Origin of the sequence: Bacillus cereus group sp. MYBK15-3 (assembly GCF_051916765.1) — a bacterium.
In the GTDB taxonomy this organism is placed as follows: domain Bacteria; phylum Bacillota; class Bacilli; order Bacillales; family Bacillaceae_G; genus Bacillus_A; species Bacillus_A cereus.
Map to the genome: position 1 here is coordinate 46688 of NZ_JBQAHG010000005.1, position 22734 is coordinate 69421.

Genomic DNA, 22734 nt, shown 5'->3' on the forward strand with positions numbered 1-22734 from the left:
TCCTTTTTATCTGTCTTATTTCACACTTAGTTTTTCTTTCACTTTCGCTGGAAGCTCGTCTTTTTTCACTTCTTCCCAAGCTGTTACACCTTTTTTATCTGAGTGGTATACGCGTAGGAATGCTTCTTTACGAAGATTTTTTTGAGCTATGAATTCTAATTCTTTCTCTTTACCGTCTTTATCAAAGCCAGTCAGCTTATATTCATAATCTTTAAATTTCTGCCCATTACTAGCTTTACTATCAAATTCTTTTCCATCTACTGTAATTTGAACATAATACTCATCTTTACCCATACGGTTTAAATCACAACCAACTAACAAACTTGCAAATACAACTAAAATACTAAATAGTGCAATGTATCTTTTCATTTCCTTCACCTCATATGTTTTTTCTTATATTCTTATCTTAAAGCCCAGAGCTTAAAGAAGAAATTCAAAAACATGACATGAACATTACACTTTTGTAAGATAATAATTATTTCTTCACTTTAGAAATTGTCATTCCATTAAGCTTCTGTATAACGTTTTTGTTTCGCACGCTCATCAGCTACACTACCGCCAATAACGTCTTTCACGCCAATTCCGCCACTTATCACGTAATTTCCTTATACCGTTTATTACGTCTTCTATTATGCCCTCAATTATAATCTCTATTACAAGATATCTCACTAAACTAATAATAGGTTTAATTACGTATCTCCCTATAAATTCAAGAATATCCTCCATCATATTTTCCTCCTTCTTTTAAAAGGAAGCTGCTACTCCTCCGCGTCCAGTTACAATTTCTGCCCTACTGCGGTATATATCAACAAAGATAATACGACAACAACATCCACGATAACGCTATTGAATTTGGAAGAAACTTCGGTAAATACTAATACTGTAGTTAACATGGCTAAGAGAATTATTTTTTCACCTATATTCGGAGATGCTCCCAAAAACTTTATAAAATCAAAGACAACTTTACTACAATTCTTCCCGTAACTAATTTATTATCGTGGTAAACCGTCTTCCACTACATCCGTAACAGTTCCATTCGGTTCAAAGTTTACATTTTTTCTACATAATCTTATCTTAAAATGAACAATATGAATCTCGAATTCACAGCGTTAATCATATATACCATATATAATAACATTTAAATTAAGATCTAAAGTAACTTTACATACATTTCCTGTTTTAACGCAAAAAGAAAAGACCTTTCTAACGATTTTATTCTATCGCTAAAAAGGTCTTTTCTTTTTTGGCTAAAAACTTAGCACTCTTCTGGCTTACCAGCATTCGATGCTGTACGGAAAGATGATCCACATCCGCATGATGCGATTGCGTTTGGATTGTCGATTGTAAATCCGCCGCCAAGCATAGATTGTTTATAGTCAATTTTTACTCCTTTAACTATTGGAGCACTTTCTGTATCGATAACAAATTCAACACCGAAAAACTCAAGAACTGTGTCGTCTTCTTTTGGTTCTACTTCAAATCCTAAGCCGTAAGAAAGACCGCTACATCCGCCGCCGTGTACAGCAAGGCGCACATACTTCTCTCCATCTTCAGCATCTTTTAACATATCTTTAATTTGAAAAGCTGCTTGTTCTGTTACTTCAATCATGAAATACACCTTCCTTTCTGTTCTTAGTCCATTATACATCTTTACGCTTCTATCTTGTACTCATACACTCCGCGGCAAATTACTTCCGCAGGTCCTTTCATCAACACGTTTCCTTCTTCAGTCCACGCAATCATTAAATCGCCGCCAGCTAAATGGACTGTAATTTCCTTACCACGTTCCATCTTTCCATTTAAAATAGCAGCTACAACTGCAGCGCACGCTCCTGTTCCGCAAGCTTGCGTTACACCAGATCCACGTTCCCAAACGCGGAAGTTCATCTCGTCATTATTCAAAATTTCGATAAACTCAACATTTACTCGCTCTGGGAACATTTCATGTGTCTCGAGAACTGGTCCAAGTGTTGTAAGAGGTGCTTTTTCTACATCATCAACAAAAATAACCGCATGCGGATTTCCCATTGAAACAGCTGTAAATGCATAACGATGATTATTGTATAAGAAGTTTTCACGAATAAATGGTGTTTCACCTTCACCAAGCATCGGTATTTCTGCACGTGTTAGACGAGGTGCTCCCATATCGATTTTTGCTAATGTCACGACACCATCTTCTACTGTTACTTCAGCCGTTACAATACCAGCTAACGTTTCAATTGTGAAAACTGTTTCTTCTACTAGTTTATGCTCATACGCATATTTCGCTACGCAGCGTAAACCGTTACCACAGCTCTTTCCTTCAGAACCATCATTATTAAACATACGCATCTTCACCGGAGCTACGTCTGAAGGGCAAATTAAAATCATCCCGTCTGCTCCAATACCAGTATTAATATTTGAAACCTTTTCGGCCACAAGGGCTAAATCTTCTTCAGGAATTTGCTCTTCAAACATATTTACATATATATAACTATTGCCAAGACCATGCATTTTTGTAAAAGAAAATTGGCTCATTTATATTCACTCCAAAATAATTTGTTATGTTAAGTATAAAATGCATGCTTTTAGAACACAATATGAATGTCCCCCGTTTCTCATATTTGACAACGTTTGGCGATGAGCCACTCTTACACAATTTGTGTAAGAAAAAAGCCCTTCTAAAAAGGGCCTTTTTTTATTTATCCTACTATTTTCGATTGGGGAAGACTAATACTCAGTATTAGTCTTCCCCACGAAATAAAGTTTTATCTAATGAAAAAGGTGCTGCTAATTCGCAACACCTTAAAACATTGGATTTTCATCCAAATACTCATATACATTATTAACAAGCTCTTCTACTGTTGCACCTTGTACAACTTCACCATTTACAAGTGCAAATGGTCCTTCAAAACAAATGCCACAATATCCTAAACAACCATACTCCATTACATCTAAATTCGGATCTTTTTCTAATTTTTCTAGAGCTGCTTGTGAACCACTTGCAAGGTTACCTACACAAAATTCAATTAATGGTTTAATCAAAATTCTCCCCCCTGTACTACAAAACAAATTACCTTTTCACTTTATCTATAAGAAGAAAACTAAGCTGTTTCTTGTTGTTTTCGTTACACAGTCTAAACTATTTAGTTACTTCATTACTTCACTTCAAAGTAGATGATTTCTTCTATATAACATGCTACTTACAATGAAAGAGTAACTTAAAAAGAAAAACAGTTTACTTTTCTTCTTATTGTACAACAGAGTATTCATTCATGCATTGTTATTTGTTCACAAATTCGATATAATTTGATTGAGTAAAGTCAAAATATTTTATTAATATAAAATTTTATGATTAGGGGATATTTCAACAGAAAAGGGGTAATCCATCATGAAACACCTCGTAATACTAGGTGGCGGCTACGGTGGAATGAGAATTCTACAAAGGCTACTTCCAAGCAACCAACTTCCAGATGATGTACAAGTGACATTAATCGACAAAGTACCATATCATTGCTTCAAAACTGAATATTATGCATTAGTTGCGGGTACTATTTCAGAAACGCATATTCGTATACCGTTTCCTGAACACCCACGCCTCAATATTCAATACGGCACAGTAACAAATATTGACCTCGAAGAAAAAGCTGTTCATCTTGATGGCGGCGAAGCGATCCAATATGATGATTTAATTATCGGACTTGGCTGTGAAGATAAATATCATAACGTTCCTGGAGCTAGAGAATATACACATAGTCTACAATCAATTGAACAAACACGTAAGACATATGAACAATTAAATAGTCTAGAACCAAATGCAACAGTAGCTGTCGTTGGTGCTGGCTTAAGTGGCGTTGAAGTAGCAAGTGAACTTCGTGAAAGCCGTTCTGATTTAAAAATCTATTTATTTGATCGAAAAGATAGAATTTTATTCCCATATCCAGAGAAATTAAGTAGATACGTAGAAGAATGGTTTGTAAAGCATAAAGTTAACATCATACGAAACTCTAACATTACAAAAGTAGAACCAAATATTGTGTACAACCACGATGAACCACTTGAATGTGATGCAATCGTTTGGACAGCTGGTATTCAAGCAAATGAAGTTGTTCGAAACCTTCCAGTTGAACAAGATGGTAGCGGACGGGTTGTCTTAACTAAATATCATAATATTCCAAATAACGATCATGTTTACGTTGTAGGAGATTGCGCAGCACTTCCACATGCACCATCTGCCCAACTGGCTGAAGGTCAAGGAGAACAAATTGTCCAAATATTATTAAAACGTTGGAATAATGAACCACTCCCGGATGAACTACCTGTTATTAAATTAAAAGGTGTTCTAGGATCCCTTGGTAAGAAGCACGGCTTTGGTTTACTAGCAAACCAACCATTAATGGGACGTGTACCGAGATTATTAAAATCTGGTCTTCTTTGGATGTACAAATATCATAAAGGTTAATACCTTACAGGCTGTCTACTATGTAGGCAGCCTCTTTGCATCAGTTTTTAAAAATTATCAGACACATCTTTCTCAATATTTATAATGATTTATTTTTCATTTTTATATTAAAAAATATTGATAAACATTGTATGCTATTTGTAAGTTGTTTTATTACTTCCTTTAAGACCGGGTTCATTCGGTCTTATTTTTCATGTGATAAATACTTTTGTAGGAGGCATTACATTCCACTTATGAACTTATCGAAACTAAACAATCGAATAGAAGCGAAAAAGAAAGAGCTAATCTATCTCGTTGAACGATACGGATTCACTCATGATAAAGTGATTTCTTTCAGCCAAGAATTAGATCGTTTACTTAACTTATTAATAAAACTCAAGACGAAGAAAAAACGTTGTTCGTTATAACCATTTTCCCCTCTTTTTTTGATACGATATAACTAGAATCAGAAAGGAGCGATTTATGTTTATATTAAAAGACGTTATATATAAAGATATACTACACATTCCTTATTTACAGATTCAAAAAGAAAAGATTACTTGTATTATCGGTGAAAGCGGAAGCGGAAAAAGCACATTACTTCGTATGTTAAACGATTTACAATCCCCAACATCCGGCACAATTGAATATAACGGAAAGTTAATTTCTGATTATCACCCTATTCAATTACGTCGTGACGTAGTTATGCTTGGGCAAACTCCACCTATTTTTGATGGAACCGTTAAAGACAACCTATTAATGGGACTTCGTCTTTCTGAAAAACCATTTCCAAATGATGATGCCCTGCGGAGTGCATTACAAACCGTTAGCTTAGACAAGCAATTAGAAGATAGCACCTCCTCATTATCCGGCGGTGAAAAACAAAGACTTGCCTTTGCACGTATCGTACTTATGGATTCGCCTGTCTATTTATTAGATGAACCAACTTCAGCATTAGATAGTGATACAGAACGCCGCATTATGAAACAATTTACTGAACTAGCACGAAAAAAGAAAAAAACAGTTATCTTCATCACACACTCACAACAACTTCCAGAAGAAATTGCAGACGATATTATTGAAATTAGCAAAACAAAGGGTGCAACTAGAAAGGAAGTGCTCTCAGTTGAAGGGCGTTATTGAACTCCAAATTTGGCAACTTGCAGCTGCCTATATTTTCATTCTTATTTTAATTGGACTTGTAAAATTAAAAGGAATACCTCGCGAAAAACAAATCGCGCTCGCAACATTCCGTATGACCATTCAGCTCGTACTTGTTGCATATGTCCTTACATACGTATTTGAAAACAGTAATCCATTTTATACAATCGCTCTCATCACTTCTATTACTACCTTTGCAATTTTTAATATTTATAAACGGGTTAACATCCCAATGTCTAAAGAATTAAAACGAGTAGCCGCCCTTTCCATGGTCACCGGATCAATTGGGCCACTTCTACTATTTATCTTTGTTATTATCGGTCATGACCCTTGGTATGCTCCGCAATATATCGTCCCTATTACAGGAATGTTAGTTGGGAATGCCATGACTGGTGTTTCTCTTGGTGCAAATACGTTCTTAAACAATATGAAATCGCAAAGAGGTCAAATTGAAGGTGCACTTATGCTCGGCGCAACACCGAAAGAAGCTGCTGCTCCGCTCATTCGAGACGCTTTTGACTCTGCTATTTTACCAACAATTAATTCTATGGTCGGAATGGGAATTATAAGCTTACCAGGCATGATGACTGGTCAAATATTATCCGGTGTATCACCATTCACAGCCATTCAATATCAAATCGCTATCATACTCGGTATTTCTGGAAGTACTGCCTTTGCTGTCATTATCTTTTTACAGCTTGGATATAAAACGTTCTTTAATAAGCGATGTCAGTTGAAAGAAATTGACTATGGTGCACGGTGAATCGTGCGTAGTTCACGATGAATGAAATTATATTAACGATTTTTTCAATATATCTATCATAACTTGCAATATATCTATCATAACTTGCAATATATCAACGATTTTTCAAATATATCTATCATAACTCAGAATATATCAACGATTTTGTACGAAATATCGATTTACCGACAAAAAGTGACATAATAAAAAGAGGAGGCTATTCGCCTCCTCTTCTATTTACTTACGCCTTCTTAACGAACTGTGATTTTAACTTCATAGCTCCGAAACCGTCGATTTTGCAATCGATATCGTGATCGCCATCAACTAGACGGATACTCTTTACTTTCGTACCGATCTTCACAACTGAAGAAGTTCCTTTTACTTTTAAATCTTTAATAACAGTAACAGCATCGCCATCTTGAAGAACGTTTCCGTTCGCATCTTTTACAACTTTTGCACCATCATTATTTTCAGCTTCTGCTTCTTGGCCCCACTCATGAGCACATTCTGGACATACGAAAAGAACGCCATCCTCATACGTATATTCTGAATTACATTTTGGACAATTTGGTAAAGTAGCCATAAATTCATTTCCTCCGTTCATTATTTATACGTAAAAATCAAAATTGATGTTTACATCTCGATAAATAAAATTTGTATAGCATTTCTTTATAGTGCCATAGTCTCACGTTATTGACAACCCTACCTCAAATTCTCATTTTTTATTGTATTTTACAAAATTTCAATTTGTATGCCGTTTTTCTATTTGCTCTTCTACTAATTTTAAAAATCTTCGTTGTGCATTTTTATTTTTTACGAGCAATCGAACTCTTAGCTTACTTTGTAAATATGAGCGAACTTTGTAGTTCGTAATAAATAACTTTCAATACTTCTCGTCTTCATATATCATTAGAAACCATTCATACTGCTGCAAGTAACGTATGTTAACATCAATCTTTTTCGTGTGTAAACCCGTACTTAAACTAATAGATCCTATTAGAGCTTCTATTCATGCTGAAATCATTTCTCTCCCCCTGATAAACAAAAGAAGAACCTTCGCAAGATTCTTCTTTTCAAAATGAACGAGTTCCCTCTAGAACCCCCAATTATTTTCTTCAATGTAAATTTGATATTCTTCTAATTCTTCTTCACTTAACTTCTTATTATTTTCATATATCTCTTGCCACTCGAAATAATCTTCATCGAAATAAACAGCAAATTTAATTTTCACGTTTTTCTTCTCTGTATAATCATAACCAGTAAACTCTACTACGTCATAATCTTTTTCTTTCTTCACAAACTTCCAAGTTGGATTATCAGTCATAATCTCTAACGTAACCCCTTCACCACTTGAACGAACAACGTTTTTAATATTCGGTTCAGTTGGTAAAAAGGACAGCCCGAACGCAGCTAACCCAAACACAATCCCGACTATAACTTGTAAACCAATCATACCAGCAATACTCACGCCACCCTTTGATTGTAAGAAATACGCCTTCTCATGATCAGACGCATCTTCTCCCTTACGAAAAACACGAACAGCATGCTTGTAATATAAACGGTTTCCTTGCCATCCAGTAAATATCATCATTCCTAATTGAAGAGCTAAATTAAATGTTACATAAATCCCATCTGGAATATCTATAAAAGGGGGTATAACTATACTAGGTATAGCCAATAACGCAAATATAATAAATAACTTATACATTTTTCGATAAGCTAACCAAAAAGTTGGGAAGAAAAAGGCTACCCAATTCCATGTATTCCCTTGCGCTGGATTTTCTACTTTACCCCACTTAAAGTCATAATAAGCTGTATTCTTTTGAACAACTTTATGTAATTCTTGTGGAGAAATCGTTTCTTGTAAAACAGTGTCCTTCACGTACATCATCCTTTTCTTATTTCTATATACATTTATTGTATATGCACAAAATGAAGGAATCTAACAAAAAGTACACATATTTCATAAAAATGAACGGAAATCGAATATATTCCGACAATTATCCGTTTCTTATTTCATTTTACTTTTAAATATATTAGAATACTTATGAATGATATATTTAATACACTAAGTTAAGCATTTTACATATTTGATAATAAAAATGTTTCACATGAAACTATCTATATTTTGTATTACCTTGCCTCTACACAATGTGTGTAAAGCCTTTTCTACCTACTACACAATACGAAAGACGCCCTTTTCAAAAAGGCGTCTTTTTATAGTTGAAAATTTACTAATAAATAAAACGAATTATTTAATAAATGAATCCCAATTGGAACGAGTAAATTCTTCGTTTTCTTATATGTGTATGCCAAACATATGCCCATACCAAAAATATATAAAATACTCCCTACTGTAAGGGGGTGCCCTAAAGTAAATATGAAAGCACTTATAGCAGCACTACTAAGTGTAGAGAAGCGCTGAGATAATTTCATAAAAAACATACCTCGAAATACAATTTCCTCCCAAATAGGCGCAAAAGTTGTGAGCACAACTACGTATAGAATGATTTCACTTGTAGTAGGTTCTATTACTATATTAGATTCATCCACACCAAGCCCATGTGGTAAAACTACATTTAATACCGCAAGATACATAAGCATTACAATCGTTGTTATTACTATCGTTACATAATGTTTAAGATTATTGAATTGTAATGATTTTATTAAATGTAAGCAGCAATTTCTTGCCGGTGCATACATTACGATAATCATACAAAACGTGAAAGGTGGAATAAGATGATCTACATACCATGGGTATAAGGAAGAATCATATAAAAGGTTCAAAAAACCAATTCCATGCATGACCCCAAAAATAATTAATAGAATGCTAATTACTTGGCGCATACTCATTTGTTCATCCTTTTCTTCATATGTAGCTAATTCCGTTTCCATTATATCCCCTCCAGTATAATTAAACCTTTTTAATCATTATATACCAAATAAAACGTAAAAAAAGACAATACCTCAACTGTATTGTCCATTTTCTTCCCTACCATTTCTCTCTACACATCTCAATTAAATGCAGTAAGTACCTCTTCGTCATATCTGCCCTTCTCCACCTTGAGAGCATTCGCTTTTCTTTTGGGTTCTGCCGTATTCTCGCTACTTCTTTTAATAAAAGCTCCCATTCTTCCGCTGAACGTTCTGACAAGTATTGCAAGCCTCTATCTTTTGAAACGATTGTTTTATGATCTAGTGTATATAAAATACGTCCCATCGTAACGACAGCTGATTCTACCCACTCTTCTATAAAAAATAAATATGGCTTCTTCGCCTTTTCACTCCAGTACTGTTCTACGTTGTATTTCATCGTATTTACTACATCATTCCATTGTATTTGCAGCGGAAGATCTTCTGCTTCTTTTCCTGTAACTGTAATGCCTTGATTTTTCAACGTCCACCATGTGACCGCATTAATGTCCCAATGACCAACATTAGCTTTACCATCTGCACAATACACGTACTCGTTCATTTCATCATTGTATTTCCCTAAGTCAGCAAGCGGAATATACATACCGTCCATTCTTTTACCTAGCATATTATCACTAAGTTTCTTATGTAGTTCCACAAGCTGCTGTTTTTCAGCTTCATTCACGGAATCATTTATCACTGTAACAAAATCAACATCGCTCGTTTCCTTATGAAATGCACCTAGTGCGATGGATCCGTAAATATATACCCCGACTATTTTTTCATCCAAAAAAATTTCTTTTAATTCTACTGTGTACCGCTCCATTAACTGCTCTACTTCCGTTGGTAACGCATGCTTCACTCCATTTTTCATATCTATCCCTCCAATAAAAAAAGCCTTTGCAAATTCGCAAAGACTTCTTGTTTTATAAATATTTCTCGATTTCTTCGTAAACATCCTTCAAACGAGGATTTCCTTCTCCAACAATTTCTCCATTTACAAGAACGACCGGATAAAATAAATCTTCTTCCACTACGCGCTCTGCGAATGCTTTTTTATCCGCATCTTCTTGTTCTTCTTGGAAATCAATATACTCGAAATTAAATTTATTTTCTTGTCCTTCATATTTACGACCAATTGCCGCTTGTAACCATTCAAACGTTTCTGTTGAAGATGGCATTCCAACGCAGCTCGCACAAATTACTTTCGTCCCATACACTTGAACATTAACCATTTCTTCTCCTCCACTTCTTGTCCCAACAGTATATTCAGATGTCTTATTACATAAGCACATCATTTTACAAACTTATTCCATACCCCTATACTGAAAAAACACGATACAAAATTTCGACAATAAAACAAGAAGAGAAAAAATAGATTTTCCCCTCTATCTTGATTATAATAAAACTGATGAAAGGAGTCGATAAAAATGGAAAACCCACATATGCAAGAACAAGTATTAGAAGTATTAGATAAATTACGTCCATTCTTACTTCGCGATGGCGGAGACGTTGAATTAGTAGACATTGAAGAAGGTATCGTAAAACTACGCCTTATGGGTGCATGCGGAAGCTGCCCAAGTTCTACAATCACACTAAAAGCTGGTATCGAGCGCGCGTTACTTGAAGAAGTACCAGGCGTTATCGAAGTAGAACAAGTATTTTAATTAAAAGCGGAAGCGGCTCTTTCAGAACAGGAGGTCATTGGAGCTCCTGACGAAGAGGCGCTTTTTGCCTCACAGGAAGGCGCAAAATGGCCGACTGTTCTAGCCGCTGGAGCTGGATATTAATCTAAAAGCGGAAGCGGCTCGTTCAAAATGTGAGGGGGATGGAGCTTCTTCCGCCGAGGCGTTTTTGCCTCGGCGGAAGAAGCGAAGCCACCGAACATTTTAGCCGCTGGAGCTGGATATTATCTAGCGGCTTGTTCAAAGTCACTTGCTAAAAGGAGACCAAATTTGGTCTCCTTTTTTATTCAAATCACATTTATCCGTTAACATCATAAAACAAAATTGGAAATCCCTCTCAAAAAATGCGATAATTAATACTATATAGTGAATCGTTCACACATATAAAGTAAAAAACATAGGGGGACGACAGATGCCAAAAATGGGGAACACTTTTTTAACAATTCAAGAACTAGAAAAGAAAAAAGAATATTTATTAGGCCTTTCATCCGTTATACCAACATGGAATACAAGCTATCAATTTTTATTTAAAGAAATTCAGCAAGAATTATTGGGTAAAGTAAATGAAAAACTCGAAGGGCATCAATTCGTTTTAAATATATGTGCAGATCAACAGGTAGGGGCATAATGTATTACATAAAATTGTGGTATATAAAAAAGAGACCTTACTCGGTCTCTTTTTTATATTTTTAAGATAACCAATCTAATTTTCTAATCCCGAGCTTATCTACTGGTAAACGAAGTGAACCATAAAAATGCTTCATAAATTGCTCTGAGCGGTTCACATCGTGTAAAATGGCTTCTAAGCGATCTCTATATATGCTTTTTTGTTCTTCGTTTCCAGTTTGGTAATATCGTTCGACCGTTTCAAAATAGTGCAGCGGGAACAGGAGCCTTGCAAATAATAAGCGCCAGCCAAATGAGGATAGCGAATAATTCCGTTCATAATCCGTAACAAATTGAACGATTGTTTGCTCCCAGTCTTTCTTTTTTTCTATCGTCATATGGCGGATCCATTCTGCAATATCTCGACTCGGGTGATCATACACCCAATCAAAAGGAAGTTTGAGACGCTTCGTTTGATGCCATAATAAAGGTGTGAATCGTTCTTGGCAAATTGTTGCTGCATCCGTTAGTTGCGGCGTATCATCCATTTCTGTATCGACAACATATTGAATGGCATTTTCTGCAACTCCTAAGTAATACGGGAAGGATTCAATAAACAATTGATCGAATACATCTGAAGGGTGGTTCATCACTTGTGATTGCCAAAACTTTTCTAATTGATCGAGCCTTTTTTCCCATAACGCTTTCCATTCACCAATTCGGCTTAATTGCTCAATTTCTTCTGGAAAGAATGCACCTCGTTTATGGAATATAGAAAGCTCACTTCCTAATGACATAGCATGTCGTTCTAACGTGCGCATACCTTTTAATAAGCAGTAATTTTGTTCTTCTATCTCACTTACATAGTAGCCGTGTATAGTCGGAACGAAAGTCGCTACAGTTATATCCCCTTGCTGGTTCATATAATCACTGAGCTTTTTCATCTCTACAAGTACTTCTTCCTCCATTTCTCCAATTGGAACAAGTACATAAATTTTGTTGCGAATCCAAAAGCTTTTATAGGGGCCAAGGGGGATTAATTCTTTAACATGCATGTGATAATGCTCATAAATATGCTGAATCATCGCAGTCGCCACCTATGGTTTTTCTTTATATATATGAGCTTGTGCTCGCCTTTCATTCCTATGCACATGATAAAGCAACGAAACGTATACAAATACTAAAAAGAAAAAAAGGTGATAAACATGAAAGAATCAAATCAACTACAAGAAAGAGCATTAAAACTATTACAAGAACGCGGTGTAACAATTGACGATATTGCTGAACTTGTTCATTTTCTTCAAAAAAAATATCATCCAAATTTAGAGATGTCAGAATGCCGTTACAATGTAGAACGTGTACTATCAAAACGTGAAGTACAAAACGCACTGATTACTGGTATCGAGCTTGATGTCCTTGCTGAAAAGGGAATGCTAAGTGAACCGTTACAAGATATTGTAAAACGTGATGAAGGCTTATACGGAATTGATGAAGTTATCGCACTTTCTATCGTGAATGTGTACGGCTCTATCGGTTTCACGAACTTTGGATATATTGATAAATTAAAACCTGGTATTTTAGAATACTTAAATGATAAATCAACTGGAAAGGTGCACACGTTCCTTGATGATATCGTTGGCGGAATCGCTGCCGCTGCTTCAAGCCGTTTAGCGCACCGAGCTGAGCACTCAGAATAATAGTGTTTTCTAGGCCGTCAGGTTCATGCTGACGGTCTTTCATATTCCATCAGCATAAATTCTCTTCCGCGACTCAAAAAAATAGGCCCTTGCTTAAATCCGATATTTTTATATAACGTAATCGCTCTTGTATTAAATGTCGCTACGCTTAATCGAAACATTTTTGCATTAAACTCTTTCGTGGCAAACGCTATTCCAGCTTGGAAGAATTCTTTCCCCATTCCTTTCCCGGTTAACGCCGGCTTCATGCCAAGTCCGATATCAATCACATCTTCTCCACCATATAAATGAGCATCTCTTCCACCTGGTACTTGTGCATTTGCTCCAAAACAAAAATAACCGATGAAGTCTCCTTGATCATCACAACAGCCATAATACGTTCCATCTAATAGCTCTTCCATTACTTCTTTCTCGCCTGAAAAACTATATAAATTATATGGTTCCTCGTACGTCCAAGTATTTATCTCATTTGCTTCTTCCTCTGTTAATTTATGTATATCCACTTTCTCTTTCCCCCTATTATATTTCTATTAACAATATTCGATATTCATCTTATAATTCATCTTTCTCAATATATTTTTTTAATTTCTTGCTTCATTTTTATGGAAGATTTTTCTTATTATGTTACGATTAAACAGAATCATTATAAATAAGGTGGTGACAATTTGAATTACTTTTCTTATCTCTCCTCAGAAGAACGGCAAAATTTTTTCTATAAAGAACCTCTTAATTTTTCAAAAAATATAGGGAAAGAACAACTAGCTTACGCACTAGGTGCCACACTATATACTCCTGGCACGAAAGAAACGATTGCGGAAGATATAATTATAAGGAAACATGTGGATGCTATCTCAATTATTCTTTGTCTAGAGGACGCTATCAGCGATGAGGAAGTAAAACTTGCAGAGCAAAACATCGTCGTTCAAATACAGCAAATCGCTAACTTAGTCAGTGCCAACATACTAAATCAAGCAGACATCCCACTTCTTTTTATTAGAGTTCGACAGCCAAGTCAAATGAAGAAAATTGTTACTGAATTAGGTAGTGCTGTTCATTGTTTATGTGGTTTTGTCTTTCCAAAATTCACACCAATTAACGGAAAGACTTATATCGATCAGCTTGCATATATAAACGAGTTATACTCATTATCGCTATATGGCATGCCGATTTTAGAATCACCCGAAATTATGTATAAGGAAACACGGGCAGAATCATTATTACAAATAAAGGATTTACTAGATTCTTATCACGATTACATCTTAAATGTACGTATTGGTGCTACTGATTTTTCAAGTATATTTAGTATTCGGCGTAATAAATACACACCTATCTATCATATTACTGTTGTCCGTGATTGTATTTCAGACATTATTAACGTTTTCTCAAGGGCAACAAATGAATATATTATTTCAGGATGTGTATGGGAATATTTTTCTAATGATCATGAAGAAGGGCTTATTCAAGAGGTATCACTTGACCATGCAAATGGCTTAATCGGAAAGACAGTTATTCACCCATCTCATATTAAAGTTGTACAGGCAATGCACATTGTCACAATGGAAGATTATTTAGATGCGAGATTAATTTTACAAAATGCAGATACGTATAATGGAGTGCTAAAAAGCAGTTTTTCTAACAAGATGAATGAAGTAAAACCTCATTATGGCTGGGCTCGCAAAACCATTTTAAAATCTAATATTTACGGGGTGCTACATGAAAACAAACAATTCACCGATCTCCTTATTACAAACGCAAAGCAACACGTATAACGTTTTAAATAATATACAAGTTCATGTAGAAGTACGTGATAATCCATATAATTTAGCGCTAGACAATCTTTTTCAAATGGCTGCGAGAATAAATAAGAAACGTAGTTTTTTATTTGTGAGTACAATCCTTGGAAAGCATCTTCCTATTAAACCTGCAGTCTCTCTATCAAGTGGAGTTGCTCTCGCTGCAAGATATATGGAAATACTACATAATATTTCTCATCCATTTCAAAAAGAAATTTTAAATCTCATTTCATTAGAAATTGATGAAATCCCAGAGGAAGTATTTCGTTATCAATATCCTCTGCAAGAAGAAGTTTTGTTCATCGGATTCGCTGAAACAGCGACATCACTTGGTCATTCTATGTTTCAATGCTTTCAAAATGCAAAGTATGTACATACAACTAGGGAATCGATACCCCACCTAGAATCTGTCATTACATTTGAGGAAGAACATTCTCATGCAACATCACACCGTTGTTATGTAGATGAAAGCTTTTTTCAAAACAACAATCCAATTGTTCTCGTAGATGATGAGATGACAACAGGAAAAACAGCATTAAATATTATTAGATCTATTCAAAATAAATTCCCACGAGAAGAATATATAATTGCTTCTTTGTTAGACTGGCGTTCTCATACTAATAGAAAACAATTTAAACAATTAGAAGAAGAACTTCAAATTAAGGTTCATGTTATTTCTTTATTAGAAGGCAGTATTCATACAACTGGCCAACCATTAAATATTGCAAAAAAAGAGATTCAAATTGAAGAAACAAAACCTGATTTCAAAAAACATACCCTTACCTGCCTAAAATCACCCTATACATCAAATTATATAAAATATACTGGGCGATTTGGCATTTCAGCATATGAACAAAAGCACATTCATTCTTTCGCCCAAGAAGCAGGAAAAACTTTAAAAAGAGAAAGAATTGGAAAACGAACACTCTGTCTCGGAACGGGTGAATTTATGTATATCCCAATGAAAATTGCTGCTGAAATGGGTGAAAATATTTTATATCAATCTACAACAAGAAGCCCTATCCATTCTGTTTCAAATGATGTGAACTACGCCATTCATAATCATTTCTCATATCCAAGTCCTGAAGATTCTACTATTACAAATTACTTTTATAATATTTCACCTCATGATTACGATGAAGTATTTGTTTTCATTGAGCGTGATTTAGGGGAAGAAGCCCTATCTCCTCTTCTACAGCAGTTACAAACAGTTATTCCTTTTATTCATATCGTCTCATTTTCAAATAGCATAGAAAAGGAAGGTTGATAATTATGGTAAAATTAAATTCTCATATTAGTAGTTACAATCCAAATGATGCTATTTTTCTATTAAAAGATATTAGTGATTTAATGAAAGAAAGTTCCACGGAAACTAGAGAACAAGCAATTCAAGCTGGCACACATTATTCCGAAATGTTACCAATGGAATATAAACCCTCTAAAGCGTATATGGATTTATTCTTTTCTTCCCTGCAACAATACAAACACAAACTAGCCATCGCTGTTGGAGTTGTCGCCGAACAGATTATACAAACTAAAGGAACTAACCTTGTCCTCGTTTCATTAGCTCGTGCTGGTACACCTATTGGCATTCTTATCAAACGCTACATACGCTATCAATACAACCTTGATGTACCTCACTATTGTATTTCTATTGTTCGCGGACGCGGTATTGATGAAAATGCACTCCATTATATTTTGGAACATCACCCTAAAGAAACAATTCAATTCATTGATGGGTGGACTGGAAAAGGTGCAATAAAAAAAGAATTAGAATATGCAGTACACACATTTAACGAACGAAATAATACACACATTTCTCATTGTATGGCTGTGCTTGCTGATCCCGGTTACTGTACTTCAATTTACGGTACACGTGAAGATTTTCTTATTCCTAGCGCTTGCTTAAATGCAACAGTCTCTGGACTCATTAGCCGCACTGTACTAAATGACACCTATATCGGTCCAAATGATTTTCATGGTGTTAAATATTATAAAGAGCTAGAACAAGAAGACTTATCAAATTTATTCATTGATGAGGTAACAGATTTATTCCCTTCTGTTCATTCTCATATAGATAATCAATTACGTTATATTACTTCAACTTACACTGATCCCTCTTGGCAAGGATTAAAAGATATACAGTCTATCCAAAATCACTTTGAAATTGACGATATTAACTTAATCAAACCAGGAGTCGGTGAAACAACTCGCGTATTACTCCGGAGAATACCGTGGAAAATTTTAATACGTAAGCAAAACAATCCCGATTTAAAGCATATTTTACTTCTTGCTAAAGAAAAGAATGTCCCTATTGAAATCTATGAGAATATGGCTTATTCATGTTGCGGGCTCATTAAGCCTCTTAAGGGGGAAACGATATGATTTTCGCCAGTGATCTTGATCAGACGCTTATTTATTCCCGGAAATCGTTTCGTGCCCCTATAGAAGATGAATCAATTCAACTCATTGAAACTTTAGATGGGAAAGAAATTTCTTTCATATCACATAAAACCATTTCACTACTAAAAAAATTGCAACTGCACTCACATTTCATCCCAGTTACAACAAGAACTATTGAGCAGTTTCAGCGTATTTCTTTATTCCAAGACGAAATCATTCCCGAATACGCCATTACAAGTAACGGCGGTAATATCCTTCATAACGGTAAACAAGATGGTACTTGGAACAGGATAGTAAAAGAAAGACTATCGTTTGAATGTATAGAGGGAAACGACATACTAAAGGAATTTGGACAAATAGCTCATAAAGATTGGGTTATATCACAAAAAACAGCTGATGATCTATTCCATTATTGCATTATTAAACGGGAGAACATTCCTTATGATGAATTATCATCCTTCACTTCCTGGTTAGGCAAACAAGGCTGGAATCATTCACTTCAAGGTAGAAAGCTATACTTTGTACCAAAACCAATTAACAAATGGGACGCCGTGCAATATATAAAAGAAATTTTGCAAATAGATACGATTATTACAGCTGGGGATTCTTTACTTGATTTATGCATGCTTGAAAAGGCGAACCATGCCTTCGCACCACTTCATGGTGAGTTAGGGGCAATGCATGATAACTTACAACCTCATATTTTAAAAACAGACGCAATCGGCATATATGCCGCAGAAGAAATCGTAAATAAATCACTTCAAATTATTCACAGTTCATTACCTACCTCATGATCATAATATGCACAATTGCATACGCACCACAATTAAACAAATGGTACAATCTATTTGAATCGCTGTTGCTACACTTCTTGATTAAAGAAAAGGCGTTAACACGGAAATTAGCGTCTTATCAACCTCAAGCAATTGGCACATTTTGTCATCTTAAAAGACACTCCACGAGTGTCTTTTTTTCTATATCCAACAAGGACTTACTCATTTCAAAGTATAAATACATAAAATAATGTAAATCATTACACGCATGAATCACTTTCTAAAAGTTATAAAGTAGATTCAAAATAAAAAAGCACTCTTAACTAGAGTGCTTTTTACTTTCAAACAAGGAGGCTACATATATGGATAGTACTCTCGTATTTAACTTCGGCATTGGTATTGTCATTATTTTATTTGTCTTTTTTGTACTTTGTATGAGCGGGGTATAAAAAGGCGATTTTCGGGCGTCTTTTTATACATACATATGTATTACTTGACTTCTATAAAGGTAGTAACCATAATAGTTACAGATATACAAATAACTATTCACATATCCACAAATAGGAGGAAGAAAAATGAAACATGTAATCGTTTATGCACACCCGAATACAGAAAGCTTCAACCATGCGATTTTAGAAACGGTAAAAAGTGAATTAGAAGGAAAAGGTCACAAAGTACGCGTTCGCGATCTATACGAATTAAACTTTAATCCAGTATTAGGCGCTTCCGATTTCATCTCATTTTCTAAAGGAAATACACCAGAAGATATTAAAGAAGAACAAGAACATATCTCTTGGGCTGACAGCATTACATTTATTTATCCAGTTTGGTGGGCGGGACTTCCTGCTATTTTAAAAGGATACGTTGACCGTGTGTTTAGCCATGGATTTGCTTATGCTTACGGTGAAAACGGTATTGAAAAGTTATTAAGCGGTAAAAAAGGATTGTTATTATCTACAATGGGTAATACGAAAGAGGCATACACAGCAGGCGGCATGTTTGATGCAATGAAGAAAACAGCGGATGTTGGTATTTTTGAATTCACAGGTATTGAAACAATTGAGCATACATTCTATACAAGTGTTCCTTCTGTGGATAACAGTGTGCGTAAGCAATATCTTGAAGAGGTTAAAGACGTTGTGAATCGTGCTTTTTAATAAAATTATATCAGCGATTTTTTTAATATATCAGCGCAACTCAGATTATATCAGCGATTTTCTAAATATATCGGCGCAACTCAGATTATATCGGCGATTTTTCAAATATATCGACTTACCGACAAAAATCGACACTAGTCACAACTGAATGTTAGCCCACACCAATCGGACTGCCCGCAAATATTAGAAAAAAAGCTGTTCCAAAGTTTGGAACAGCTTTCTTCATTACATCTTCTCAATCCACTCCGTCAAGTTATGCACAACTTGCGTTGGTTGTACTTCGTATTCTGTTAACTTCTCCACAGTTGTGACTCCAGTGTGGACAAGAAGGGTATGCATGCCAGCATTTATTCCTGCTAAAATGTCTGTATCGTAGTTATCCCCAACCATTAATGCTTCATTTTTTTCTATGCCAAGTACTTTTAAAGCTTGTTCCATAATGATTGATTCTGGTTTTCCGATAAAGATTGGATCCACACCTGTTGATACTGCTACAACTGATGTTAATGAGCCGTTACCTGGTAATAATCCGCGCTCAGTCGGAATGGCAATGTCTCCATTTGTGGAAATAAACGTTGCGCCGTTACGCACAGCAAGACACGCTTTTGCTAACTTTTCATATGTGATGTCACGATCTAAACCAACAACAACGAAATCAGGATTTTCATCCACAAGTTCAAATCCTTTTTCCACAAGTGCATCGTGTAAGCCTTCTTCACCAATCATATATACAGTTGCGTCTTGTTTACGTTCATAAATGAAGTTCGCAGTCGCCATACTCGTTGTGAATACTTGCTCTGCTTTCGCTGGAATATCGAAACGAACAAGTTTTTCTGCCACTTGTTCTGGTTTACGCGTTGAGTTATTCGTAACGAATAAATAAGGAATGCCGCGCTCTCCTAATGCTTTTACGAAGTCGCTTGCCTCTTCAATTTGTTCTTCTCCGCGATACATCGTACCGTCTAAGTCAATTAAGTAACCTTTATACATCGATTATGTCTCTCCTTCTATGCTAACGTTCTCACCTTATCATACCACTCTTATATTACCCGCTTTTTCCAAAGAAAAAAACGCTTTACCTAAAAGCGCCCCATAACGTTCATTTTTTCTCTTTTACTTGGTAAGAACAACTACAATCGCCCTCACACATATTTGCTAACGTCTTTACATCTGCTCCTGCAAATAAACGCTTATACATCTCTTTTTCATCTTTACATACTTGCGGGAATCTCTCTGCAATTTCCTTTAACGGACAGTTTTGTTTTTCAATTACGAAAGAATTCTCTCCATCTCTCTTTATTTGAACCATATAACCGTTTTTCTCTTGCATAGCTGCTATCTCTTGCACTTTATATGCTAAATTCTTTTGATTACTCACTCTCTTTTGTAACTGTTCTTCCATTCGCTTCGTTCTTTCTTTTAAAACGTAACGAAGTATTTTTTCATCACCCATTCGAGCTAAATCTTCTAGCATATCAATCGCAAATTGCTTATACTCTTTCGGGAATGTATCTTCTCCCTTTTCACTTAATCCATACAAATAAGTTGGTCTTCCGACATGTTGCCTTACCATCTTAGAATAAATAAGTCCGTCTTTCTCAAGATTACTTAAATGTCTTCGGATCGCCATTTCTGTAATCTCTAAAACGTCAGCTAGTTCCGCTACCGTGTGCTCTCCCTTTACTTTCAACAATTGTACAATTTCGTCTTTCGTAGTACGTGCTTCCCCCATACTTCACCCTTCTCCCTTTTCTTTCTCACATACAATATAAGATCCCCAAAAGGCATTCTCTGGGGATCTTATAAGCATAATTATTCTGGTACAAATGCAGATACAGGTCCTAATTCCTTTTCTAAATAACTGCGAACATTTGCTGGGTATTTCTCTACCACTGCAATATGTTTTTGAATCGTCTTATATAATTCATCATGATTCATTTGAATATAGTCTTGTGTAAGCATTTTTCGAAGAAGGATAATTTCTTTCATCCCTTGTCCATCTTCTTCACTTATCACTCGCTCGTCCATTAAAATATCAATAATATCTTCATAGCTTCCTGGATCGCGCATAATAAATCCATCAATCATCGCATTCCCGGCATCTAATACAGTATCAATAATAAGATGGGCTATGCGCTCTAATGCGTAAAATTCAAACTCGGTTTCATATATCTTTTTCTCTTGAAATGTACTTGTTGCTCGTTCTAAACATACTAGCATTTGTTCTATTTTCTTTCTGTCTACAAAATACATGAATGTCACCTACCTGGAAATTAAAGCATTTACATTTTAATTGTAACGCTTTCTTCTGAAAAAATCGACAATTTTTCGAATTCACCTTTTCTCCGTTATTTGTTATAGTTATATTTGTATGATTTTTGAAATTGGAGGAATGGAATCTTGGAACGTGAACTCGCACTAGAAATTGTCCGTGTAACAGAAGCAGCAGCATTAGCATCCGCACAGTGGATGGGCCGCGGAAAGAAAAACGAAGCAGATGATGCAGCAACTACAGCAATGCGTGATATGTTTGATTCAGTAAACATGGCAGGTACAGTTGTAATTGGTGAAGGAGAACTTGATGAAGCACCGATGCTGTATATTGGTGAAGAACTAGGAACAGGTAACGGTCCAGAAGTAGACATCGCCGTTGACCCATTAGAAGGTACAAACATCGTTGCAAAAGGTCTTGCAAATGCAATGGCAGTTATTGCAATCGCAGACAAAGGGAACCTTCTTCATGCTCCTGATATGTACATGGAAAAAATCGCGGTTGGTCCAAAAGCAGCTGGTAAAATTAGCTTAGATGATCCAATTGAAAAAACAATTGAAATTGTAGCAGAAGCTAACAATAAAAAGATTCGCGATCTAACAGTTATCGTTCAAGAACGTGAACGTCATCAAGATATTATTGACCGTGTTCGTGCAAAAGGTGCACGCGTAAAATTATTTGGTGACGGTGATGTTGGTGCGTCAATCGCAACAGCACTACCTGGAACGGGTATCGACTTATTCGTAGGTATTGGCGGAGCTCCAGAAGGTGTTATTTCTGCAGCAGCATTAAAATGCCTTGAAGGTGAAATGCAAGCTCGTTTAGTTCCAATGAACGAGGAAGAAGAAGCTCGTTGTCGTGAAATGGGATTAGAAGATCCTCGTCAACTTCTTATGTTAGATGACTTAGTATCTGGGGATGATGCAATCTTCTCAGCAACTGGTGTATCTGCTGGTGAGTTATTAGACGGTGTTAAATTCCTTGGTGGAGATTTAGCTGAAACATATTCTATCGTAATGCGTTACAAAACAAGAACAGTACGATTCATTAAAACGCATCACCATTTAGATCATAAGCCACACTTAAACTTAGATATTTAATAAAGGAGCCAT

General features: G+C 35.6%; 27 protein-coding genes and 2 pseudogenes. 13 read left to right on the forward strand and 16 right to left on the reverse strand.

All coding sequences use genetic code 11. The features are described 5' to 3' along the window. Positions 1-15: 15 nt before the first annotated feature. The 5 genes and pseudogenes from ACTFR8_RS20185 to ACTFR8_RS20205 form a co-directional block, all read right to left on the reverse strand. A complete protein-coding gene (locus tag ACTFR8_RS20185) occupies positions 16-369 on the reverse strand; it encodes a YxeA family protein (RefSeq protein ID WP_000833145.1) in 354 nt (117 codons plus the stop codon). Positions 370-512: 143 nt separating this feature from the next. Next, positions 513-581, reverse strand: a pseudogene (locus ACTFR8_RS20190) (methyltransferase); the annotation flags it as partial. Positions 582-1255: 674 nt separating this feature from the next. After that, positions 1256-1609 carry a HesB/IscA family protein gene (locus tag ACTFR8_RS20195; protein ID WP_000573825.1) on the reverse strand — a complete coding sequence of 118 codons (354 nt, stop codon included), beginning with the start codon at positions 1607-1609 and terminating at the stop codon, positions 1256-1258. A 41-nt stretch (positions 1610-1650) separates the two neighbouring features. Then, positions 1651-2517: a diaminopimelate epimerase gene (dapF, locus tag ACTFR8_RS20200; RefSeq protein WP_000077397.1), complete on the reverse strand. Its 867-nt coding sequence runs from the start codon at positions 2515-2517 to the stop codon at positions 1651-1653. Positions 2518-2784: 267 nt separating this feature from the next. Further along, positions 2785-3024, reverse strand: coding sequence for a YuzB family protein (locus ACTFR8_RS20205; RefSeq protein ID WP_000595026.1), 240 nt, complete (start codon positions 3022-3024; stop codon positions 2785-2787). Between the two features lie 346 nt (positions 3025-3370). Here ACTFR8_RS20205 and ACTFR8_RS20210 point away from each other — a divergent pair, with 346 nt between their 5' ends. The 4 genes from ACTFR8_RS20210 (at position 3371) to ACTFR8_RS20225 (ending at position 6344) form a co-directional block, all read left to right on the forward strand. After that, the gene (locus ACTFR8_RS20210) at positions 3371-4441 is read left to right on the forward strand and encodes an NAD(P)/FAD-dependent oxidoreductase (RefSeq protein WP_000682077.1); all 1071 of its coding nucleotides are present in this window, start codon (positions 3371-3373) and stop codon (positions 4439-4441) included. Between the two features lie 233 nt (positions 4442-4674). Further along, positions 4675-4848, forward strand: coding sequence for an aspartyl-phosphate phosphatase Spo0E family protein (locus tag ACTFR8_RS20215; protein ID WP_001054089.1), 174 nt, complete (start codon positions 4675-4677; stop codon positions 4846-4848). A gap of 55 nt (positions 4849-4903) precedes the next feature. Further along, the gene (locus ACTFR8_RS20220) at positions 4904-5563 is read left to right on the forward strand and encodes an ABC transporter ATP-binding protein (protein WP_074625077.1); all 660 of its coding nucleotides are present in this window, start codon (positions 4904-4906) and stop codon (positions 5561-5563) included. Further along, positions 5547-6344 (forward strand): ABC transporter permease, encoded by a 798-nt coding sequence (locus tag ACTFR8_RS20225; protein ID WP_025966887.1) that lies wholly within the window; start codon positions 5547-5549, stop codon positions 6342-6344. The genes ACTFR8_RS20220 and ACTFR8_RS20225 overlap by 17 nt, the downstream gene beginning before the upstream one ends. A 220-nt stretch (positions 6345-6564) precedes the next feature. Here the strand turns inward: ACTFR8_RS20225 and phnA are convergent, their stop codons facing one another. The 6 genes and pseudogenes from phnA to ACTFR8_RS20255 all read right to left on the reverse strand — a co-directional run bounded on the left by phnA (position 6565) and on the right by ACTFR8_RS20255 (position 10471). Continuing rightward, the gene (phnA, locus tag ACTFR8_RS20230) at positions 6565-6906 is read right to left on the reverse strand and encodes an alkylphosphonate utilization operon protein PhnA (RefSeq protein ID WP_000212737.1); all 342 of its coding nucleotides are present in this window, start codon (positions 6904-6906) and stop codon (positions 6565-6567) included. Between the two features lie 159 nt (positions 6907-7065). Further along, positions 7066-7332, reverse strand: a pseudogene (locus tag ACTFR8_RS20235) (hypothetical protein). An 84-nt stretch (positions 7333-7416) separates the two neighbouring features. Continuing rightward, positions 7417-8214, reverse strand: a complete 798-nt coding sequence (locus ACTFR8_RS20240; protein WP_113710572.1) for a DUF2628 domain-containing protein — start codon at positions 8212-8214, stop codon at positions 7417-7419. A 326-nt stretch (positions 8215-8540) separates the two neighbouring features. Next, a complete protein-coding gene (locus ACTFR8_RS20245; RefSeq protein WP_252209724.1) occupies positions 8541-9218 on the reverse strand; it encodes a CPBP family intramembrane glutamic endopeptidase in 678 nt (225 codons plus the stop codon). A gap of 97 nt (positions 9219-9315) precedes the next feature. Next, positions 9316-10110 carry a nucleotidyltransferase domain-containing protein gene (locus ACTFR8_RS20250; RefSeq protein ID WP_001986998.1) on the reverse strand — a complete coding sequence of 265 codons (795 nt, stop codon included), beginning with the start codon at positions 10108-10110 and terminating at the stop codon, positions 9316-9318. A gap of 52 nt (positions 10111-10162) precedes the next feature. Then, positions 10163-10471, reverse strand: coding sequence for a YuzD family protein (locus tag ACTFR8_RS20255; RefSeq protein WP_000248588.1), 309 nt, complete (start codon positions 10469-10471; stop codon positions 10163-10165). A gap of 195 nt (positions 10472-10666) precedes the next feature. On the opposite strand from ACTFR8_RS20255, the gene ACTFR8_RS20260 reads away from it, so the two are divergent. Both ACTFR8_RS20260 and ACTFR8_RS20265 read left to right on the forward strand, forming a co-directional pair. Further along, positions 10667-10903, forward strand: coding sequence for a NifU family protein (locus tag ACTFR8_RS20260; protein WP_000431159.1), 237 nt, complete (start codon positions 10667-10669; stop codon positions 10901-10903). Positions 10904-11333: 430 nt separating this feature from the next. Continuing rightward, a complete protein-coding gene (locus ACTFR8_RS20265) occupies positions 11334-11549 on the forward strand; it encodes a hypothetical protein (protein ID WP_016118827.1) in 216 nt (71 codons plus the stop codon). 61 nt (positions 11550-11610) lie between these two features. Here the strand turns inward: ACTFR8_RS20265 and yutH are convergent, their stop codons facing one another. Then, positions 11611-12612 carry a spore coat putative kinase YutH gene (gene yutH / locus ACTFR8_RS20270; RefSeq protein WP_000614218.1) on the reverse strand — a complete coding sequence of 334 codons (1002 nt, stop codon included), beginning with the start codon at positions 12610-12612 and terminating at the stop codon, positions 11611-11613. A gap of 120 nt (positions 12613-12732) precedes the next feature. Here yutH and ACTFR8_RS20275 point away from each other — a divergent pair, with 120 nt between their 5' ends. Next, positions 12733-13224: a phosphatidylglycerophosphatase A family protein gene (locus tag ACTFR8_RS20275; RefSeq protein ID WP_000665094.1), complete on the forward strand. Its 492-nt coding sequence runs from the start codon at positions 12733-12735 to the stop codon at positions 13222-13224. Positions 13225-13247: 23 nt separating this feature from the next. Here the strand turns inward: ACTFR8_RS20275 and ACTFR8_RS20280 are convergent, their stop codons facing one another. Further along, positions 13248-13727 (reverse strand): GNAT family N-acetyltransferase, encoded by a 480-nt coding sequence (locus tag ACTFR8_RS20280; protein ID WP_000351145.1) that lies wholly within the window; start codon positions 13725-13727, stop codon positions 13248-13250. A gap of 162 nt (positions 13728-13889) precedes the next feature. Between ACTFR8_RS20280 and ACTFR8_RS20285 the strand changes: the two genes are divergently transcribed. From ACTFR8_RS20285 to ACTFR8_RS20305, 5 genes are all read left to right on the forward strand, one after another. Beyond that, positions 13890-14993 carry an HpcH/HpaI aldolase/citrate lyase family protein gene (locus ACTFR8_RS20285; RefSeq protein WP_001106077.1) on the forward strand — a complete coding sequence of 368 codons (1104 nt, stop codon included), beginning with the start codon at positions 13890-13892 and terminating at the stop codon, positions 14991-14993. Continuing rightward, positions 14938-16284 (forward strand): phosphoribosyltransferase family protein, encoded by a 1347-nt coding sequence (locus tag ACTFR8_RS20290; protein ID WP_000856300.1) that lies wholly within the window; start codon positions 14938-14940, stop codon positions 16282-16284. The genes ACTFR8_RS20285 and ACTFR8_RS20290 overlap by 56 nt, the downstream gene beginning before the upstream one ends. Positions 16285-16289: 5 nt before the next feature. Then, complete coding sequence (locus ACTFR8_RS20295) at positions 16290-17402, forward strand: cysteine protease StiP family protein (RefSeq protein ID WP_119781466.1); 1113 nt, start codon at positions 16290-16292, stop codon at positions 17400-17402. Further along, positions 17399-18214, forward strand: a complete 816-nt coding sequence (locus tag ACTFR8_RS20300; RefSeq protein ID WP_000575385.1) for an HAD family hydrolase — start codon at positions 17399-17401, stop codon at positions 18212-18214. The genes ACTFR8_RS20295 and ACTFR8_RS20300 overlap by 4 nt, the downstream gene beginning before the upstream one ends. 554 nt (positions 18215-18768) lie before the next feature. After that, positions 18769-19350, forward strand: coding sequence for an NAD(P)H-dependent oxidoreductase (locus ACTFR8_RS20305; protein ID WP_000683449.1), 582 nt, complete (start codon positions 18769-18771; stop codon positions 19348-19350). A 225-nt stretch (positions 19351-19575) separates the two neighbouring features. Here the strand turns inward: ACTFR8_RS20305 and ACTFR8_RS20310 are convergent, their stop codons facing one another. The 3 genes from ACTFR8_RS20310 to ACTFR8_RS20320 form a co-directional block, all read right to left on the reverse strand. Continuing rightward, the gene (locus ACTFR8_RS20310) at positions 19576-20340 is read right to left on the reverse strand and encodes a TIGR01457 family HAD-type hydrolase (protein ID WP_000276467.1); all 765 of its coding nucleotides are present in this window, start codon (positions 20338-20340) and stop codon (positions 19576-19578) included. Positions 20341-20449: 109 nt separating this feature from the next. After that, a complete protein-coding gene (locus ACTFR8_RS20315; protein WP_000503350.1) occupies positions 20450-21082 on the reverse strand; it encodes a helix-turn-helix transcriptional regulator in 633 nt (210 codons plus the stop codon). Positions 21083-21162: 80 nt separating this feature from the next. After that, entirely contained in the window at positions 21163-21603 is a 441-nt protein-coding gene (locus tag ACTFR8_RS20320) for a DUF86 domain-containing protein (protein ID WP_000274008.1), read from the reverse strand. Between the two features lie 147 nt (positions 21604-21750). On the opposite strand from ACTFR8_RS20320, the gene glpX reads away from it, so the two are divergent. Next, the gene (gene glpX, locus ACTFR8_RS20325) at positions 21751-22722 is read left to right on the forward strand and encodes a class II fructose-bisphosphatase (protein WP_000439090.1); all 972 of its coding nucleotides are present in this window, start codon (positions 21751-21753) and stop codon (positions 22720-22722) included. The last annotated feature ends 12 nt before the right edge of the window (positions 22723-22734 follow it).